17 protein-coding genes are annotated in these 18,378 nt (G+C 68.4%); 8 read left to right on the forward strand and 9 right to left on the reverse strand.

Annotated features, from left to right (window positions below):
* The first annotated feature begins 193 nt into the window (after positions 1-193).
* Complete coding sequence (locus tag DFJ65_RS00305) at positions 194-1,615, forward strand: TerD family protein (RefSeq protein ID WP_115921283.1); 1,422 nt, start codon at positions 194-196, stop codon at positions 1,613-1,615.
* The gene (locus tag DFJ65_RS00310) at positions 1,612-3,351 is read left to right on the forward strand and encodes a TerD family protein (protein ID WP_115921284.1); all 1,740 of its coding nucleotides are present in this window, start codon (positions 1,612-1,614) and stop codon (positions 3,349-3,351) included. Before DFJ65_RS00305 ends, DFJ65_RS00310 begins: the two co-directional genes overlap by 4 nt.
* On the opposite strand, the gene DFJ65_RS00315 is transcribed toward DFJ65_RS00310, so the two are convergent.
* On the reverse strand, positions 3,339-3,620 hold the full coding sequence (locus DFJ65_RS00315; protein WP_115921285.1) for a hypothetical protein: 282 nt from the start codon (positions 3,618-3,620) through the stop codon (positions 3,339-3,341). The genes DFJ65_RS00310 and DFJ65_RS00315 overlap by 13 nt on opposite strands.
* A 122-nt stretch (positions 3,621-3,742) precedes the next feature.
* On the opposite strand from DFJ65_RS00315, the gene DFJ65_RS00320 reads away from it, so the two are divergent.
* The 3 genes from DFJ65_RS00320 to DFJ65_RS00330 all read left to right on the forward strand — a co-directional run bounded on the left by DFJ65_RS00320 (position 3,743) and on the right by DFJ65_RS00330 (position 6,994).
* Complete coding sequence (locus tag DFJ65_RS00320; RefSeq protein WP_115921286.1) at positions 3,743-4,597, forward strand: SGNH/GDSL hydrolase family protein; 855 nt, start codon at positions 3,743-3,745, stop codon at positions 4,595-4,597.
* 60 nt (positions 4,598-4,657) lie between these two features.
* A complete protein-coding gene (locus tag DFJ65_RS00325; protein WP_115921287.1) occupies positions 4,658-5,122 on the forward strand; it encodes an SRPBCC family protein in 465 nt (154 codons plus the stop codon).
* Positions 5,123-5,251: 129 nt separating this feature from the next.
* Entirely contained in the window at positions 5,252-6,994 is a 1,743-nt protein-coding gene (locus DFJ65_RS00330; protein ID WP_115921288.1) for a pyruvate dehydrogenase, read from the forward strand.
* A gap of 73 nt (positions 6,995-7,067) precedes the next feature.
* On the opposite strand, the gene DFJ65_RS00335 is transcribed toward DFJ65_RS00330, so the two are convergent.
* From DFJ65_RS00335 to DFJ65_RS00355, 5 genes are all read right to left on the reverse strand, one after another.
* Positions 7,068-7,481, reverse strand: coding sequence for a heat shock protein transcriptional repressor HspR (locus DFJ65_RS00335; RefSeq protein ID WP_115924016.1), 414 nt, complete (start codon positions 7,479-7,481; stop codon positions 7,068-7,070).
* Positions 7,482-7,546: 65 nt separating this feature from the next.
* A complete protein-coding gene (locus tag DFJ65_RS00340; protein ID WP_115921289.1) occupies positions 7,547-8,536 on the reverse strand; it encodes a DnaJ C-terminal domain-containing protein in 990 nt (329 codons plus the stop codon).
* Between the two features lie 75 nt (positions 8,537-8,611).
* Positions 8,612-9,412, reverse strand: coding sequence for a nucleotide exchange factor GrpE (locus tag DFJ65_RS00345; protein ID WP_245949893.1), 801 nt, complete (start codon positions 9,410-9,412; stop codon positions 8,612-8,614).
* Positions 9,409-11,274 carry a molecular chaperone DnaK gene (gene dnaK / locus DFJ65_RS00350; RefSeq protein WP_115921290.1) on the reverse strand — a complete coding sequence of 622 codons (1,866 nt, stop codon included), beginning with the start codon at positions 11,272-11,274 and terminating at the stop codon, positions 9,409-9,411. The genes DFJ65_RS00345 and dnaK overlap by 4 nt, the downstream gene beginning before the upstream one ends.
* A 512-nt stretch (positions 11,275-11,786) precedes the next feature.
* On the reverse strand, positions 11,787-12,437 hold the full coding sequence (locus DFJ65_RS00355) for a TetR/AcrR family transcriptional regulator (RefSeq protein ID WP_115921291.1): 651 nt from the start codon (positions 12,435-12,437) through the stop codon (positions 11,787-11,789).
* Positions 12,438-12,542: 105 nt separating this feature from the next.
* On the opposite strand from DFJ65_RS00355, the gene DFJ65_RS00360 reads away from it, so the two are divergent.
* Both DFJ65_RS00360 and DFJ65_RS00365 read left to right on the forward strand, forming a co-directional pair.
* On the forward strand, positions 12,543-13,490 hold the full coding sequence (locus tag DFJ65_RS00360; RefSeq protein WP_115921292.1) for an SDR family NAD(P)-dependent oxidoreductase: 948 nt from the start codon (positions 12,543-12,545) through the stop codon (positions 13,488-13,490).
* A gap of 323 nt (positions 13,491-13,813) precedes the next feature.
* Positions 13,814-15,039, forward strand: a protein-coding gene (locus DFJ65_RS00365; protein WP_245949895.1) for an IS3 family transposase whose coding sequence is annotated in 2 segments (ribosomal slippage) — positions 13,814-14,099 and positions 14,099-15,039 — 1,227 coding nt in all. Because the reading frame shifts where the segments join, the coding sequence is not laid out codon by codon here.
* 268 nt (positions 15,040-15,307) lie between these two features.
* On the opposite strand, the gene DFJ65_RS00370 is transcribed toward DFJ65_RS00365, so the two are convergent.
* Positions 15,308-15,838 (reverse strand): GNAT family N-acetyltransferase, encoded by a 531-nt coding sequence (locus DFJ65_RS00370; protein WP_245949897.1) that lies wholly within the window; start codon positions 15,836-15,838, stop codon positions 15,308-15,310.
* A 428-nt stretch (positions 15,839-16,266) separates the two neighbouring features.
* Positions 16,267-16,611, reverse strand: a complete 345-nt coding sequence (locus DFJ65_RS00375; protein ID WP_115921293.1) for a hypothetical protein — start codon at positions 16,609-16,611, stop codon at positions 16,267-16,269.
* A 68-nt stretch (positions 16,612-16,679) separates the two neighbouring features.
* Between DFJ65_RS00375 and DFJ65_RS00380 the strand changes: the two genes are divergently transcribed.
* On the forward strand, positions 16,680-17,108 hold the full coding sequence (locus tag DFJ65_RS00380) for a hypothetical protein (RefSeq protein ID WP_115921294.1): 429 nt from the start codon (positions 16,680-16,682) through the stop codon (positions 17,106-17,108).
* On the opposite strand, the gene DFJ65_RS00385 is transcribed toward DFJ65_RS00380, so the two are convergent.
* The gene (locus DFJ65_RS00385; protein WP_115924019.1) at positions 17,069-18,355 is read right to left on the reverse strand and encodes an MFS transporter; all 1,287 of its coding nucleotides are present in this window, start codon (positions 18,353-18,355) and stop codon (positions 17,069-17,071) included. The genes DFJ65_RS00380 and DFJ65_RS00385 overlap by 40 nt on opposite strands.
* Between the last annotated feature and the right edge of the window lie 23 nt (positions 18,356-18,378).

Genomic DNA, 18,378 nt, shown 5'->3' on the forward strand with positions numbered 1-18,378 from the left:
TACTCGGCGGTATCGGACGGATCGCGCGAGTAACTCGCGTCGGACGCGACTCGGTGCGGGCGGACGGCGGGCCGACGGCGGCCCCGCTGTCCGGATCGCGGAAGCGGCCGGACGCGTGGGAGCGCACCGACCGGATCGCACGTCAGCCCTCCGTAGAGTTGTCGCGGGACACCGCGAGCGGAGGAGATTTCGGATGACTGCTGTTGAACTGGCGCGCGGGCAGAACGCCCCGCTCGCCTCCACCCGGCTGACCGCGACGGTCGAACTGCCCGCGGCCGCCGACCTGTCGGCGCTGCTGTTGACCGCCGACGCCAAGGTGCGCGGCGACTCCGACATCGTGTTCTACAACCAGCCCGAGGGTCCCGGCGTGCGTTGCGTGCCGCCGTCCGCTGGGCAGCCGTGGCAGTTGCACCTCGACCTGGCGGCGGTGCCCGCCGAGATCGCGAAGGTGCGGGTCGTCACCTCGCTCGACGAGGCCGGCCGCACCTTCGGGTCGCTCCCGACCGCACCGGTCGCCCGGGTGTCGTCGGCCGACGGCACCCCCGTCGCGCAGGCGACCCTCGACGGACTGACCACCGAGGCGATCGTCGTCGCGGTGGAGTTCTACCGTCGCGACACGGCCTGGAAGATCCGCGCGGTCGGCCAGGGCTACGGCGGCGGGCTCGCCGACCTGCTGCGCGACCACGGCGTCGACGTCGCCGACGAACCCGCGCCCGCGGCTCCAACACCCACGGCTGCGGCACCCACTGCCCCGGCACACCAGCCGACACCCCCCGCCCACCAGGCGGCACCACAGACAGCACAGGCAGCACCCTCGCCCCAGCCGGCACCGGTGCCACCGTCCGCACCCACCGCGCCTGCCGGCATGCCGCCCGCACCGGTCCAGTCCGGCCTGTCGGGCCGGCCGCGCACCACACCACCGGAGTTGCATCGTCCTCAAACACCGCCGCCACCCGCGCCTGCTCACCCGCACGACCCGTACGCCCCCGGGCCGGCCGCCCCGCCGCCGGCCGACAACTCCTCGCTGACCCGGGGCCGCCCGGTCAACCTGAGCAAGGGGCAGTCGGTCAACCTGCGCAAGGACGACGGCAGCAGCCTGTCGCTGGTGCGGATGGGGCTCGGCTGGGATCCGGTGCAGCGTGGTGGCCTGTTGTCGCGTCGCACCGCCGAGATCGACCTCGACGCATCGGCAATCCTGTTGGCGGGCAACGACATCGTCGACCTGGTGTTCTACAACCGGCTGATGTCGGCGGACGGCTCGGTGCGTCACGCCGGCGACAACCGCACCGGAGCAGGCGACGGCGACGACGAGGTCATCATGATCGACCTGCCGCGGGTGCCGGTGCACGTCACCTCGGTGGTGCTGGTCGTGACGTCCTACGAGGGCCACACCTTCCAGATGGTGCAGAACGCGTTCTGCCGGCTCATCGACGAGGCGGGCCGCGCGGGTGAACTGGTGCGCTACCAACTCTCCGGCGGCGACGCGACGACCGGCATGGTGATGGCGGCCCTGCGGCGCACCGACGCCGGCTGGCGGATGGAGGCGATCGGGGAGGCCGCACAGGCACGCGTGCCGCAGGAGCTCTTCCCGATGATGAACCGCTTCGCGCGATGACAGATCCGAGCGAACCGACAGACCCGACCGATCTCGTTGCGGGACAGAACATCCCGTGGCCCGACCAGGTGGCCACCGTGTATCTGCGCGGCCGGGCCGACGCGTCGGCGCTGCTGCTCGGCGCCGACGGCAAGGTGCGCGACGACGAGGACCTCGTGTTCTACAACGCCCCGGCGGCCGGCGGTGTCTCCTGGGAGGCACTGTCGGACGACGAGCAGCGGCTGCGCATCGACACCGCCGCGGTGCCGCCGGAGATCGAGGTGGTGCGGGTGTTGGTGAGCGTCGACGACGACCAGCCACCCCTCGCCGACGGCGCGGTGGTCGCCACCGTGCGCGGCACCAACGCGGCGGCGCAATATGCGCCGCACCGGCTCGACGGTGAGCGCTGCCTCATCTGGTTCGACCTCTACCGGCGCGCCGGTGGCTGGAAGGTGCGCGCCGTCGGGCAGGGCTGGAAGGACGGTCTGGCGGCGGGGCTCGGCGCTCACGGTATCGCCGTGGAGGCTCCCGAGCCGACCCCGGCTGCTGCACCGACAACCCCTACAGCACCACCACCGGCTACCGCCCCCGGGCAGTCGCCGGGCTTCGCCCCGAGCCACTCGATGGACCACCCGTCCACTCCCCTCACGCCCGGCCCCGACGACGACACCGTGGCCGGGGCGCTGCGCGCGATCCGCAGCCTGCGCCGCGACATCAGCCAGGCGCGCCTGGCCCACCTGACGGCGGTCGGCTACGCCCAGAACAAGCTGCTCGAGACCGACGAGATCGCCCGCAACTCCCCCGACTCCGGGTTGCCGGGCGCGCGGCACGAGTACTCCGCACTGATGGCGCAGGCCGACGCCCGATACGCCACGGAGGCGGCGTCGCTGCGCGATGAACTCGTGGCGGAGGAGCTCGCGATGCCGCTGCCACTGGCCCGGCTCGATTCCTTCGACTGGGACCGCCTGACCGGCCTCCCGGCTGTCGACGGCGCGCCCGACCGCGGCATCGACACCCACGACCTCACCGCCGAGGTGATCCGCCTCGGCAGCCTCTACCCACCCGAGGGTGAACGGCTGAACGTGCCGATGGCGCACGGGTGGGCCGGACGCCCGCTGATCTGGGCCGAGGGCAGCGACCGCGCGCCGTCCGGTGTCGCCTGGGTGCACGGTCTGATCGCGCGGATGATGGCGCTGACGAGCCCCGGCGGTTTCGACGTGCAACTGGTCGATCTCGACGGTTCGCTGTCGTCCGGGATGGGCACCCTCGGCGCCCCGATCGCGGCCGACATCACCCGCCATGCGAGCCCGGGTGAACTCTCGGCGTTCGTCGACGAGCTCGCCCACCTGTGCGATCTGGCGAAGATGGCGATCGAGTCGGGGGTGTCCGGTGCGCTGCAGGATGTGCGGGACGGCGCCCGCCACCTCGTCGTGCTGGGCCACTGGCCGCACGCGTACGACGCCCGGGCGCAGGCGCGCATCACCGAATGTGTGCCGTGGCTGTTCGCGCTGTCGGTGCAACTGGTCGTGCTGTGCCACGAGAGCGACCTCCCCGAGCGGGGCTCGTCGACGCCCGGTGGATCACCGGGCGCAGAGGGGCCGCTGCGTGACCTGCTCGACCACTCGCTGGTGCTCGACGACGCCGGCGCCGCGTCGCTGATCGACGACGCCGGGGTGGCGTGGTGCTACGACCCGGAGCTCACGCCTGCTGCACGCAGTGTGGCCGGCCGCATCACCGCGAGCGGTCAGCGGGCCTGATCGATACCGCTGACGTCATCGTCGAGCCAGCCGTCGCGATCGGCGGTGACGGCCTCGAAGCGTTCGACGAGCGCCTTGGCGACGGCCGAGGTCGGATCGTCGAGGGTGTCGACGCGCACGTACACCGCCCAGTCGTGGTCTTCCGAGTCGTCCTCGCCGGCGAGTGCCTCGCGCACCACCCGCACCTCGTCGAACTCCTCCTCACGCAGTTCCTCCGCCACCTCTTCGGCGTCGTCGCGTTCGGGAAAGACAAGCAGGTACTCGGTCACGACCCAAGGGTGCCATCGCCGGTGCCACCGACCGGCGCGGCGCACCGAGGCCTCGACAAGTTCGCCCGGCCGTTACCCGCCCGTCGGTGGCCGGTCGATTCGACGCCCTACCGTGCCCACCGATGGCAGGGCGATTCGTAGCGATCGGAGATTCGTTCACCGAGGGTGTCGGTGACCCGAATCTGCTCTACCCCAACGGTGTTCGCGGTTGGGCCGACCGGATGGCACGGCAGTTGGGCCGCGCCGACGAACGCTGGGAGTACGCCAACCTCGCGATCCGCAGCAAGTTGCTCGACGAGATCGTCGCCGAGCAACTCGCCCCGGCGCTCGACCTGCGACCGACGCTCGCGTCGTTCTACGCCGGCGGCAACGACATCCTGTCGGTCCGGGTCGACATGAACTCGGTGATGGAGCGGTACGAGGCGGCGCTGCGCGAACTCGCGGCCGGGGTGCCCGACCTCGTGCTGTTCACCACCTTCGACTCCACGACGTCGCCGGTGCTCGAACCGGTGCGGCGCCGAATCGTCTTCTACAACAACGTGGTTCGCGAGCTCTCGGTCGCCTACAACGCGATCCTGGTCGACCACACCCGACTGTCGGTCTTCCGTGACCGACGGATGTGGGCACCCGACCGCATCCACATGTCGCGCCACGGACACAAGGTGCTCGCCGCCGAAGTGCTGAAGACCCTCGGCATCCCGCACACGCTCAAGGTGCCGGAGTTCCCACCGTGGGAGCGTCGGCCGATGCGCGAGGCGGCGCGGGCCGAGGCCGCGTGGGTGCGGCACGAGGTGATCCCCTTGTTCCGTCGGCGCATGCGCGGAGTGCGCGAGGGTGACTCGCTGTCGCCGAAGTGGCCGACCCCGGTGCACCCTGCCGACGGCATGAAACGGCTGGCGCGCACCGACAGCGGGGACGCGTTGCGGGTGCACCGGGAGTGGGAGCGCAGCCGCAGCCACCATCTGCCCACGGGGTGAATTTCGGATTGGGCGGGCCGCTCGACCGCCTGGCGGTCCGCGGGCGGACACCATGGAGTCATGAACCAGAACCACGAGAAGAAGATCACCGTGACCCGCACGATCGAGGCGCCGGCCGATGCCGTCTTCGAGGTGCTCACCAACCCCAAGCGACACCGCGAGTTCGACGGCTCCGGCTTCGTCCGCAGCGAGGACCAGGGCGACCGCATCACGGCCACCGGCCAGGTGTTCACCATGAACATGGAGGGCGACCACATGGGCGGCGAGTACAAGACCGACAACCACGTGACCGGCTACGTCAAGGACAAGCTGGTGGCGTGGCAGACCGCACCGGCCGGCACCGAGCCGAAGGGCTGGGAGTGGGTCTGGGAGTTGGAGCCGAACGGTCAGCGGGAGACCCAGGTCTCGTTGACCTACGACTGGAGCAAGGTCACCGACAAGGAACTGCTGCAAAAGATCAGCTTCCCGCTGGTGCCGGAGGCAGATCTCCAGGAGAGCCTGCAGCTGCTTTCGTCGGTCGTCTGACTCGCACCGTCCGTATACCCGTGTGCGCGCACCTCTCGGGGTGTGCGCACACGGACTTTTTCCGAGCATGTTCCGATTGACCACGGCCCCGGCCCACACCGACGACATTGCGAGGCGTTGACTGGGACCATGACAAACGTCGCAGAGCAACTCGTCGCCCAACTCAACGAAGCCGGCGTCCGCCGCATCTACGGAATCGTCGGCGACAGCCTCAACCCCGTCGTCGATGCGATCCGCCGCACCGGCGGTTCGGCGAAGGGGGGCATCGACTGGATCCATGTACGCCACGAGGAGGCGGCCGCATTCGCGGCCGCTGCCGACGCACAGCTGACCGGTGAACTGGTGGCCTGCGCCGGATCGTGCGGCCCGGGCAACCTGCACCTCATCAACGGCCTGTACGACGCCAACCGATCGGGTGCACCGGTCATCGCGATCGCCAGCCACATCCCCAGCTCCCAGATCGGGCAGGGCTACTTCCAGGAGACCCACCCCGATCGCATCTTCACCGAGTGCTCGGTCTACTCCGAGATGATCTCCACCCCCACCCAGGCGCCGCGCGTCGTCGCCGCCGCGATCCGGCACGCCGTCACCGCGCCGGGCGTCGCGGTGATCACGCTGCCCGGCGACATCGCCGACGAGGAGGCCACCGCGCAGGCGCCGCGCTACGTGCCGGTACAGCGCGGCGTGGTCACACCGTCCGCCGAGACCGTGCGCAAGCTGGCCGACGCCATCAACTCCGCCGACAAGGTGGCGTTGTTCGTGGGCGCCGGCATCGCCGGCGAGCACGACGCGGTCGTCGAACTCGCCGACCTCGTCGGGGCGCCGGTCGGCCACTCGCTGCGGGGCAAGGAGCACATCCAGTACGACAACCCCTACGACGTCGGCATGACCGGCCTGCTCGGCTACGGCGCCGCCGCCGACGGCATGGAGGACGCCGACCTGCTGCTCATGCTCGGCACCGACTTCCCTTACGACCAGTTCCTGCCCGACGTCACCACGGCGCAGGTCGACCGCGACGCCTCGGTGATCGGACGCCGCACCAGCGTCGACATCCCGGTGCACGGCGACGTGGGTGCGACCTTGCGGATGCTCATCCCGCTGGTGCAGCGCAAGAAGAACCGCAAGTTCCTGGAGAAGACGCTCAAGCGGCACGATAAGCTCATGAACAACGCGGTCGGCGCTTACACCCGCAAGGTTGAGAAGTTCACCCCGATCCACCCGGAGTACGCGGCGTCGGTGCTCGACGAGGTGGCGGCCGACAACGCGGTGTTCACAGCCGACACCGGCATGTGCAACGTGTGGAGCGCCCGCTACATCAACCCGCTCGGGTCGCGCCGCATCATCGGGTCGTTCCTGCACGGCTCGATGGCCAACGCGCTGCCGCACGCAATCGGCGCCCAGTTCGCCGACCGTGGTCGTCAGGTCATCTCGATGTCGGGCGACGGCGGACTCGGCATGCTCCTCGGCGAACTGCTGACCGTCGCGGCGTACAACCTGCCGGTCAATGTGGTGGTCTTCAACAACTCGACGCTCGGCATGGTGAAGCTGGAGATGCTCGTCGACAAGCTGCCCGACTTCGGGGTCGACGTGCCCGCGGTCAATTACGCGGCGGTCGCACAGGCGTTGGGGTTCAAGGCGATCCGCGTGGAAGACCCGGCCGACCTCGAGGCCGCGTATCGAGCCGCGTTCGAGCACAACGGGCCCGCCCTGGTCGACATCGTGACCGACCCGCTCGCACTGTCCATCCCGCCGAAGATCACCTCGTCGCAGGTATTCGGCTTCGCCACCGCGATGAGCAAGATCGTGCTCAACGGAGGTGCGGGCGAGGCGGTGTCGATGGCACGGTCCAACCTGCGCAACTTCCCGCGCTGACCTCTACAACGGTAGTAAAGGGTTTCGGTCGCCATAGCGACCGAAACCCTTTACTACGCCCGGCGTGGACCAATCAGCGCTGCGGGCGCCAGACCACCAGCGAGGTGCCCGGGGCGCGGCGGCGAGCCCGCTCACCCGGCCGTAGGGCGACGATCTGGCCGTCAGGACCGGCAGCGAAAACCCGGGCGCCCGAGGCATATTCGAGCTGTTCCTGCAGCTCGGCGACCCGCGAGCGGAGGGCGTCGACCTGCGACTCGAGCTCCATGATGCGGGAGATGCCGGCGAGGCTGACGCCTTCTTCCTGGGAGAGCCGCTGCACCTCGCGCAGCATCTCGATGTCGCGGTAGCTGTAGCGGCGTCCGCCGCCGCTGGTGCGCGACGGCGTGACGATGCCGAGCCGGTCGTACTGCCGCAGCGTCTGCGCGTGCATGCCGGCCAACTGGGCCGCCACCGAGATCACGTAGACCGGTGTTTCGGGGCCGGGCATGCCCGACCTGCTCGACGTGCCCGCTCGATAGGCGCGGTCGGCGCGGCTGGTGCTCCGCTCGGCGCTCATTGCGCTGCCTTGCGGATCAGGTCGGCGCGGGGGTCACCGCCCCGTTGCTCGGCAATGCGGGCCAAGGTTTCCTTGTCCTCGTCCGACAGGTCGGTGGGCACGACGATCTGCACCTTCGCCAGCAGGTTGCCGGTGCCCGACTTCGCGGGCACGCCGCGCCCCTTGACGCGTAGAACGCGTCCGGCCTGGGTGCCCGGGGGGATCTTCACCTTGACGGTCGACCCGTCGAGCGTCGGCACCGACACGGTGGCACCGAGCACGGCTTCGGCGAAGGTGACCGGCAGGTCGACGGTGAGGTCGTTGCCCTCGCGTCCGAAGACGGGGTGGGGCGCGACCGAGACCTCGAGCAGGAGGTCGCCGTTGCCGCCGGGGCCGGGTGATCCCTTGCCGGCGAGCCGGATCGTCTGACCGTCCTTCACACCCGCGGGAATGCGGGTCTTCACGGTGCTGCCGTCGCCGGTGGTGAGGGTGACGGTGTCGCCCTCGACCGCCTGGCGGAAACTCAGGGTGATGCGGGCGCGCACGTCACGGCCCTTGGCGGGAGCGCCGTAACCGCCCCCGGGGAACCCGCCGCCGCGTCCGGCCTGTGCGCCGAACTGGCCGAGGATGTCGTCGAGGTTGATGCTCTGGCCGCCGCCGCTGGAGAACCCACCGGCTCCGCCGCCACCGAACATCGAACCGAAGAGGTCTTCGAAACCGGCCGCGCCGGCGCCGGCGCCGGGGCCTCCGGCGGTGAACCGGGCACCGCCGCCGACCATCGCGCGGATGTTGTCGTACTCCGCGCGCTTGTCCTTGTCGCCGAGCACCGAGTGGGCCTCGCCGATGTCCTTGAACTTCTGCTCCGCGGCAGTGTCACCCGGGTTCTTGTCGGGGTGGTACTGCCGGGCGAGCTTGCGATAGGCCTTCTTGATCTCGGCGTCGGAGGCGTCCTGCGACACACCGAGGATCTTGTAGAAGTCCTTCTCCAGCCAGTCCTGACTCGCCATGCTGTCTCCTTGTCCTGCGTCGTGGGCCACGGGTGGGGTGCGCTCCCTGCCGCGTGGCCCACGACGGGAACGGAATCACTGAGGGTCGGCGACCGCCACACGGGCCGGACGGACGACGCGCTCGCCGACCTTGTAACCGGGCTGCATGACCTGCACGACGGTGGTGCCCTCGCTGCCCTCGGGCACCTCGGCCTCGACGTGCATCAAGGCCTCGTGGTGCATCGGGTCGAAGGCGTCACCGGCTTCGCCGAAGCTGGACAGGCCGTACTTGCCGAGAATGCCGTCGAGCTTCTCGGCGATCTTCGCGAAGGGGGTGCCTTCGGCCAGATCACCGTGCTGACGAGCCAGGTGGATCTCGTCGAGCACCGGCAGCAGCGACTCGACGAACCCGGCAAGAGCGTTGTTGCGTAACTGTTCCCGGTCGCGGTCGACGCGCCGCTTGTAGTTGACGTACTCGGCCTGCAGTCGCTGCAGATCGGCCAGTCGCTCCGCCGCGAGCGCGGTGTCCGGGTGGACATCGGACCCTGCGGTCGGCGCGTCGGCCACCGGCTGGGCGTCGTCGTTGACGGCCTCGGTGTTGACGTCGGAGCTCGCCCCTTCGTCGACGCCGGTGCGGGCGCCCTGCTCGGCACTCTGCTCGGCTTCACGGCCGGGCAGCTCGTCGCCGACCCCGCCGCCGAAGGCGCTGTCGCCACCGTCGGCCTCGACGACCGGCTCGGACTGCGAGCCGGAGTTCTGGTCACTCACGATGTTCTCCTCCTGCTGCTTGGCGTCCGCGCTGCGCAGGTCGCCCGTCTCAGGGTCGATTCTGCGCTTGTCACGGACGACCGGGCCGGTGGGCTCCTCCTGCGAGGAGCCCACCTGCTCGTCGGTCACTTGGCGTCCGACTCGTCGTCGTCGACAACCTCGGCGTCGACCACGTCGTCGCCACCGGCGGTGGTGTCGGCCTGCGGGGCCTCACCCTCGGCACCCTCGCCCTGGGCCGCGTACATCGCCGCACCCATCTTCTGCGAGACGTCCGAGAGGTTCTTGGTCTTGGCCGAGATGTCCTCCGGCGAGGTGTTCTCGTCCTTCAGCGCGTCCTTGAGCTCCTGCGTCGCGGTCTCGACCTCCGACTTGGTGTCGGCCGGGATCTTGTCACCGTTGTCGGTGAGGAACTTCTCGGTCGAGTAGACGAGGTTCTCGGCGGTGTTTCGCGCCTCGGTGGCCTCGCGACGCTTGGCGTCCTCGGCGGCGTGCTCCTCGGCCTCCTTGATCATGCGGTCGATGTCCTCCTTGGGGAGGGCCGAACCACCGGTGATCTGGATCGAGGCCTCCTTGCCGGTGCCGCGGTCCTTGGCCGAGACGTGCACGATGCCGTTGGCGTCGATGTCGAAGGTGACCTCGATCTGCGGGATGCCACGGGGGGCCGGGGCAATGCCGGAGAGCTCGAAGTTGCCGAGCGGCTTGTTCATCTTCGCCATCTCACGCTCGCCCTGGAACACCTGGATGTCGACGGACGGCTGGTTGTCCTCGGCCGTCGAGAACACCTCGGTGCGCTTGGTCGGAATCGCGGAGTTGCGCTCGATCAGCTTGGTGAACAGGCCACCCTTGGTCTCGATACCCAGAGACAGCGGGGTGACGTCGATCAGCAGGACATCCTTGCGCTCGCCCTTGAGCACACCGGCCTGCAGGGCGGCGCCGACGGCGACGACCTCGTCGGGGTTGACGCTCTTGTTGGGCTCCTTACCGCCGGTGAGCTCCTTGACGACCTCGGCCACGGCCGGCATACGGGTCGAACCACCGACCAGCACGACGTGGTCGATGTCGCCCACGGAGATGCCGGCGTCCTTGATGACGTTCTGGAACGGGGTCTTGGTGCGCTCCAGGAGGTCCTTGGTCATCTGCTCGAACTGCGCACGGGACAGCGACTCGTCCAGGTGGATCGGGCCGTTCTCACCCATGCTGAGGTACTGCAGCGAGATGTTGGTGGACGTGGAGGACGACAGTTCCTTCTTCGCCTGCTCCGCGGCGTCGCGCAGACGCTGCATGGCGATCTTGTCCTTGGACAGATCGACACCGGTCTGGTTCTTCACCGAGGTGAGCAGGTGGTTGACGATGCGCTCGTCCCAGTCGTCACCACCGAGCTTGTTGTCACCGCTGGTGGCGCGCACCTGGATGGTGCTGAAGCCGTCCTCGGGGTCCTTCCCGACCTCGAGCAGCGAGACGTCGAAGGTGCCACCACCGAGGTCGAAGACGAGGATGAGCTCGTCTTCCTTGCCCTTGTCGAGGCCGTAGGCGAGAGCAGCCGCGGTCGGCTCGTTGACGATGCGCAGCACGTTGAGGCCTGCGATCTCACCGGCCTCCTTGGTGGCCTGACGCTCGGCGTCGTCGAAGTACGCCGGCACGGTGATGACCGCGTCGGTGACCTTCTCGCCGAGGTAGGACTCGGCGTCGCGCTTGAGCTTCATCAGGATGCGGGCCGAGATCTCCTGCGGCGTGTACTTCTTGCCGTCGATCTCGGTGGTCCAGTCGGTGCCCATGTGGCGCTTGACCGAACGGATGGTGCGGTCGACGTTGGTCACCGCCTGTCGCTTGGCGATCTCGCCGACGAGGACGTCGCCGTTCTTGGCGAACGCCACGACGGACGGCGTGGTGCGGCCACCCTCGGCGTTCGCGATGATCTCCGGGTCGTTGCCCTCGAGGACGGCAACGGCCGAGTTGGTGGTGCCGAGGTCGATACCTACCGCACGAGCCATGGTGATGTTCTCCTTGTGTAGAGGTCGTTCTGCGTGCTCGCGACGCGCCCGGACGAGCGCGCACGAGTCGCCTTGACTGTGTCCGACTCAACTCCTGGCCGAGCGGCCTGTCAAGTCGCGCCTGACAAATCTTGCGTCTACATGACTCAACTTGAGGCCCCCGCGGATCATTCCCGCCCGCGGGACCACGTTTTCGTGGCCCACCACTGTGGAATCCCAGATAACTTGCACTTGTCCCACTTGGGTCCCACGTACTTGCGCACGTCCCAAAAAAACTGACCACGCCTGCACGCTGAGGACGTGGGCTCGATCACACTGCGGTACATCAGCGGTGAAGGTGACGAAGTGGTCACCTCTCTTGCCGAGGCCGATGCTGGCCAAGTGGCCCACGGTCGGCCGGGGTTTCGAGGCGCTCGTCCGCGCGGGCCTGGTCAGGCAGGGCACAGTCGGCAACCAGGTTCGGAGCGAGCAATCTTCGCGAAGCCCGCACGGGCGCAGTTCAGCCTTCCGCGTCAGTCCTGCCCCTCCAGCACTGTGGGTGGCTGGAGAGCTCTGGCGATGATTGCCTCGTCGTGGGTCGACAGGATGCCGCTGGGGTCGCCTGCGTCACCCTCGCCGTTCTCGCGGGAGTTGAGTGCGACATTCGCGACGATCAGGCCGAGCACGGTCCCGGCTACCGCGTCGACGTCGACACCCGTGGCGTCCTCTCCGCGATCTGTCGCACGGCCCACGATGGCGGCGAGGTGATCGCGGGTGGGGTGCACGACGCTCTGACGTAGTGCGGCCGCGAGGTCGGGGTCGTGGGGCGCCTCTCCGACGAGAGCAACGAACGCGGCCCCGACCTTTCCGGAGAACAGTCGACGCTTCGCCTCGACCAGCTCTCGCAGGTCGCCCTCGAGCGAGCCGGTGTCGGTGTCGGGCGCTTCGGTGTCGGCGAGGTGCTCGGCCACGGTCAGGATCAGCTCGCGCTTGGTGGCCCAGCGACGATGGATGGTCGCCGTGGACACCCCGGCGCGCGCTGCGACCGCTGCGAGGGTCAGGCGCGCGTACCCGGTCTCGGCGAGCTCTTCCAGGACGGTGTCCACGATCAGTGGGCGCAAGCTCGCGTCGGTGGGGCGCCCCGGGGTCCGGCGGGTGTCTCGCGGCGTGGTCGGCTCGGTCATGCGTTGACCCTACCGAGACGATACGAAGTCGCTTCATTTCGTATTGGCCTAGAGTGCGAGGGGGGGTGCCCGCCCTACTTGCTCGCTCGACCTTGAAGGAGTCTCATGAGTTCCGTCGTGATCACCGGCGCCAGCCGCGGGATCGGCCGATTCGCTGCCCAGTACCTGGCCATTCACCCCTCACATACGCACATGGTCCTGCTGAACCGGCGAACCCCGGTGGGGCTGGTCGACGAGCTGCGGGCCACTGGGGTGGACGTCTCGGTGATCCGGGTCGACCTGTCGTCCATGCGCAGCGTCGCCCAGGCCGCTGATGAGGCGGCTGACGCGGTGCGCTCCGGCCGGATCCCGCCGATCCGGACACTGGTCTGCAACGCGGGGGTGCAGCACACGACCGCGCTGACCGAGACGGTCGACGGGCTCGAGGAGACGTTCGCGGTGAACGTCCTGGCCAACCACCTCCTGCTGAGCGGGCTCCGGGCGCATCTGACATCGCAGGCACGAGTGGTGGTGACCGTCAGCGACACGCACTTTGGCGACCTGAGGCACAACCTGGGTATGGTCTCGGGTCCACGGTGGCGGCCGGTCGAGACGCTCGCCCGCGTGGGGGCCTTCCCCAACGCCGGCAGCGTCAGGGCTGGGCGCACCGCCTACTCGACAAGCAAGCTCGCGGCGATCCACCTCGTCCACGAGCACGCTCGCCGGTTTCCGGACGGTCCCACTGTCCTAGCCTTCAACCCAGGCTTCGTGCCCGGCACCGACCTTGCCCGCGATGCGGATGCGCTCTCCCGGTTCGCTATGCGCCGGGTCATGCCGGCGCTTACCCTCACGCCTCTAGCGACATCGCCCGCGAGAGCCGGGCGACTCCTGGCCGACGCGGCCAGCGGCGCGACCGCCGCATCGAGCGGGGCGTACATCGACCGCGACCGCGCCGCGCCGTCTTCCCCAGAGTCGTATGACCCGGAACGCGAACACCAAGCCTGGGCGGCGATCGAGACGCTCATCGCGGAGGCCTGCAACCGTCCCGCCGCTTCGGACCCGCCACCAACGTGAGGATTCGGACAAGTTAGTGGGACGAAAAGCGTCCCAGCATCTTGTCCAACCCCGCCCTACCGGGCAACTCCGATGCTAAGAAGCGCCGGAACCTACACCACCTGTTCAGAAGTTTAAGCGTTATGCCGTTTGAACGTTTCCCCCACACATCAACATAGGCGACATCGGCGCCCTGCGCGCGCAGATAGTGACTGCGCACGACTGCCTCTTGCCCCGGTCCCGCAGGTGGGGTCACCGCCGCCTCCTTGGATGAGACATACTCGCTCCAGGCGGGCTGAAGCGCCCTGGGTTCCGTTCCGAGTCTCAGCAAGGAGAATCGGAGTATGCCCAAGAAGTTCAGTCCGGAGCTGCGTGACCGTGCCGTGCGCATGGTCTACGACCGCCAGGCACTCGAAGGTGGCCCACGATCGGAGTCGATCCGAGCTGTCGCGCCCCAACTCGGCGTTGGCATGGAGACGCTGAGGATCTGGTGCAACCGCTACGGGCCAGCCGAGCCCTCGGCCGGCCCCGCGGAGTCTCTCGAGGAGGAGAACCGCAGACTGCGTCGAGAGCTCGCCGAGTCCCGGCGGGCCAACGAGATCCTCAAGGCCGCCTCCGTGTTTTTCGCCAGGGAACTCGACCACCCCACGACGAAATGATCGCCTTCATCGATAGGCATCGCGATCACTTCGGGGTCGAGGCCATCTGCCGCGTCCTGGGCGCGACGGAACGTGGGTTCCTCACCTCTCGCGGCTACCGTGCCGCGAAGCAGCGCCCGGCATCGGCCAGAGCGGTCCGTGACGAGGTGCTCGTCGAAGAGATCCGTCGGATTCATGCCGAGAACTACGGCGTCTACGGGTATCGGAAGATGCATCACGCGATGCGCCGTGCCGGATGGGAAGTCGGCCGCGACCAGACCGCTCGGCTGATGAAAGCTGCTGGTCTGTGCGGGATACGCCGTGGTCGAAAGGTGTTCACGACGAGCCCTGCTGGTGGCCTGGACCGTCGTCCTGATCTGGTCGAGCGGAACTTCACGGCTGCCGGACCGAATCAGCTCTGGGTCGCTGACATCACCTACGTCCGGATCCCGTCCAGGTTCTGCTACACCGCGTTCATCACAGACGTTTTCACGCGAAGGATCGTCGGCTGGGCAGTGGCCACCAGCCTCCGCACTGAGGCACTGCCACTGCAGGCTCTCGAGCAGGCCCTCCAGACCTCCCCGGCAGAAGCGTCTCGGACTGGGCTGATCCATCACAGCGATAGGGGCAGCAACTACGTCTCGCTGGCCTACTCCGATGCGCTGATCACCGCCGGAGTCCAGGCCTCGGTCGGATCCGTCGGAGACAGCTACGACAACGCCCTGGCTGAGACCGTCAACGGCCTCTACAAAGCCGAGCTCATCCACCGACGCCGCACCTGGCCCTCAGCGACCGCCGTCGAGATCGCCACTCTGGACTGGGTCACCTGGTGGAACACGAAGCGCCTGCACGAAGCACTCGACTATCGCACCCCGGCCGAAGTCGAAGCGTCCTACACTCACTCCACGACGACCGCGCCCGCGACCGTCTAACCACGGAACGGAACCCAGGGCGCTTCAGGTCCGACCGGCCGGGAAATGAGGATGACCTGTCCGCCGCCCTGGCCCACCCGCGACCCACCGGCTACCAGCAGTAAGCCCGGGGTGCACCTTCACTCCTTCACGAGCGCGACGACTCCATCCACCCCGGGAAGCTCGTTGTCGCAGATATTCGCGTGGTGCTCGTCCGGAGACTGGACGCTCTCTCTTCGACAGATTCTGACGCGCCCACGCGGCATGAGCGTGCGTTACGGGCCGCTGCCTAGTGGGCGTGTTCAGCTAGCCAGTCCTCGGCGAGGGCGCTGTAGGTGTACCCGTCGATCCATCCAAGTTCGGCATGCCAGGAGTCGCCGCGGCCGTGCTGCTCCCGCTCCAGACCTGCCTTTTCCAGAATGCGCCACGAGGCAGCGTTGTCAGCGAAGCACCCGGCCGTTACTCGACGTAGACCCAGGTCGACAAAAGCCGCCTGCGTGATCCCCAGCGCGATCGCCGAGCCCACACCCCCTCCTTGGTGGCCGGGTCGAACGATGTAGCCAATGCCTGCGTCCGTCCCCCGGGGCTTGCCGGGCTGGCCCGAGCCGTCCTCGATCTCGAGAAATCCGATACCTGCGAGCTCGCCGTTGATCTCGGCGATGCAGGAGAAGTCCGTGTCGCTGCTCGTCACTGATAACCAGCGGCGACGTAGCTCGTCGGTTGACTCGTGGGTGACGATGAGCCAACGGTTGACATCCGGAAGGTTGCGAAAGGTCGCGATCACGTCCACGTCGGCAGGCGTCGGATCCCGCAGCAGCACACCGTCGACGGTCTTCGGCCAAGGGCTGGTTCTAATTCTCGTCACGCGCAGACGCTGGCACGACACCGACGGCGGAGCAAGTCAATTTATCCGTGCCATGACTGTCTTCATCTCGACAGATTCGGATGCACCCTCAGCGGCATGAGAGTGTGTTGACCCTGGGAGGATCACGGTGTGGGCGACGTTCTCCGCCGCACGCTCCAATACCTCGGATTGGTGTCTATCGTTTGGCTCATGACCGCACAGCAATTCCTTCGCTACCGGTTCGCTGCCAGGTTCGGCTGGTTCGTCCTCATGGTGGCGGCTCTCGCGGTCGCAAATGCGGTGACTGCTCGCGTCGACAACGCTGCAGGAACCGGACAACTTGGTGAGACTTCATCGGCCCCGGACAGCCCCACAGCATCGCAGGTACAAAGCGTGACTGTCGGTCAGGATGCGCGAGAACCTACCGCGGATGCAGAGCAGGCGTTATAGGGACGACCGCGACGTCGTGGATCACCTTGACGGACGGGGACGACCACCGCGGGGGCCACGTCCAGCCCCGCCTGGTCGTCGGCGCACCCTCTGTGCAATGGTCGAAACATAAAGCGAACCCTGAGGATGACAATTGCCGCCCTCGCGATCACGGGTCTCGCCGCCTGTGGATCGGACAGCACCGCGACCAAGTCCTCCGACTCCACGACCAGCTCGTCCAGCAGCGCGACGCCGCCGCCCGCGAGCTCGTCGAGTGTGCACAGCACGTCGAGTTCGGTGCGCTCGTCCACGTCGAGCACGACGTCCGCGGACTCGACGTCCGGCGGCGACAGGTGAGAATGTCGACGACGCCGGACTCGTCGCGGTCATGAAGAAGGCGGGCTGCACAACGGCGACCGCCAAGCCGGCCGGCAAGAACGGCGGGGCAGCAGGCATGGTCTCCGCCGTCAAGTGCAGCGGCGACGGCAAGTCCGAGTTCATCGGCTTCCGCACCACATCGGCCGACCAGGTCGCGGGGGCAATGAAGGCCCTGACGGCGAGCAGCGCCAGCGCGACGACCATCTACTACGTCAAGGGCACGAATTGGGCGGTCATGAAGTCGGACGACGGCCAGAAGATGCCGACGAAGTCAGGCACCGAGGCTATGCAGAAGAAGATCGGCTCAGGCACCGTGAGACCGTGCGCTGACCCGCGCGAGGCCGCCCCAGCGTCGACATCGACCAGTGATGTCGAGGAACGGTTGACCCCGGCGGCGGGTCAGCCGTTCTTCACGCTCAGACCACGCTGCACGCGATAGCGCACGAACACCGGCACGGCGAGCGCCGCCACGACGACCAGGACGATCACCAGGAGGCCGCCGCCGGCCGCCGTCCAGGCGGTGCCGAGGGTGACCGCCGCGGCGCCGTGCGCCACATCGGCGACCCGCGGGCCGCCGGCCACGACCACGGTGAAGACGCCTTGCAGGCGTCCGCGGACGTCGTCGGTCGCCGCCTCCTGCAACATCGTGGTGCGGAACGCCGCCGATGCCATGTCGGCGGCGCCGGCGACCATCAACGCGATCACGGCGACGACGAGCGCGGCCCCGGCGCGCCCGTGCCCGAACCCGACCGCGACACCGAAGACGACGATCGCGGCACCCCACGCGATGATCGACACGACGACGGCGAGACCCTGTCGCTCGACCCGGGAGACCCAGCCCGACAGCACACCGCCGAGCACGGCGCCCGCCGGGATCGCGGCGAACAGCAGCGCGAATGCGAGCCCGCCGCCGTCCGGCCCGCCGAAGTCGAGGTGAGCGATCTGCGGGAACAACGCCCGCGGCATGCCGAAGACCATCGCGATGATGTCGACGACGAACGACATGAGCAGCACGTGGTGCGAGCGCAGGTAGGCGAATCCCTCCATCACCGAACGGAATCCGGCCTTGCGCACCTCCCCCATCGGCGGCATCGCCGGTAGACCGACGACCGCCCACAGCGTGGCGAACAAGGTGATCGTGTCGACGAGGTAGAGCCAGGAGTAGCCGAGGATCGGGATGAGCACGCCACCCACCAGCGGGCCGGCGATCGCACCGAACTGCATGACGGTCATGTTGAGCGAGTTGGCCGCGGGGAGTTGGTCGAGCGGCACGAGGCGGGGGTAGATCGCCGACCGGGTCGGCTGGTTGACCGCGAAGAACGCCTGCTGCACCGCGAACAGTCCGAGGATCAGCCAGACGTTGTGGAGGCCGAGGGCGGCCTGCACGAAGAACAGCGCGCTCGTGGCGATGAGCCCGAGTGTCGTGATGCTCAGGAGCGTGCGCCGGTCCATCGCGTCGGCGAGCGCGCCGCCGTACAACCCGAAGACGATCAGCGGCACGAGTCCGAACAGGCCGGTGAGCCCGACCCAGGCCGAACTGCCGGTGATGCCGTAGATCTGCGCGGGCACCGCGACGACGGTCAACTGCGCACCGATGAGGGTGATGATGTTGGTCCACCACAGCCGCCGGTAGGCGGGTACGCGCAACGGACGGGTATCGGCGAGCAGACCTCGGACGCGGGACAAACGGACCTCCTGGAAACCCGGCC

The organism is Calidifontibacter indicus, assembly GCF_003386865.1.
Classification (GTDB): domain Bacteria; phylum Actinomycetota; class Actinomycetes; order Actinomycetales; family Dermatophilaceae; genus Yimella; species Yimella indica.

Coding starts and splice junctions, on each gene's coding strand:
- DFJ65_RS00340 (WP_115921289.1), bottom strand. CDS start 8,536: ATGGCGAGTCAGGACTGGCTGGAGAAGGACTTCTACAAGATCCTCGGT.
- dnaK (WP_115921290.1), bottom strand. CDS start 11,274: ATGGCTCGTGCGGTAGGTATCGACCTCGGCACCACCAACTCGGCCGTT.
- DFJ65_RS00320 (WP_115921286.1), top strand. CDS start 3,743: ATGGCAGGGCGATTCGTAGCGATCGGAGATTCGTTCACCGAGGGTGTC.
- DFJ65_RS00310 (WP_115921284.1), top strand. CDS start 1,612: ATGACAGATCCGAGCGAACCGACAGACCCGACCGATCTCGTTGCGGGA.
- DFJ65_RS00360 (WP_115921292.1), top strand. CDS start 12,543: ATGAGTTCCGTCGTGATCACCGGCGCCAGCCGCGGGATCGGCCGATTC.
- DFJ65_RS00305 (WP_115921283.1), top strand. CDS start 194: ATGACTGCTGTTGAACTGGCGCGCGGGCAGAACGCCCCGCTCGCCTCC.
- DFJ65_RS00330 (WP_115921288.1), top strand. CDS start 5,252: ATGACAAACGTCGCAGAGCAACTCGTCGCCCAACTCAACGAAGCCGGC.
- DFJ65_RS00335 (WP_115924016.1), bottom strand. CDS start 7,481: ATGCCCGGCCCCGAAACACCGGTCTACGTGATCTCGGTGGCGGCCCAG.
- DFJ65_RS00380 (WP_115921294.1), top strand. CDS start 16,680: ATGAAGAAGGCGGGCTGCACAACGGCGACCGCCAAGCCGGCCGGCAAG.
- DFJ65_RS00325 (WP_115921287.1), top strand. CDS start 4,658: ATGAACCAGAACCACGAGAAGAAGATCACCGTGACCCGCACGATCGAG.
- DFJ65_RS00355 (WP_115921291.1), bottom strand. CDS start 12,437: ATGACCGAGCCGACCACGCCGCGAGACACCCGCCGGACCCCGGGGCGC.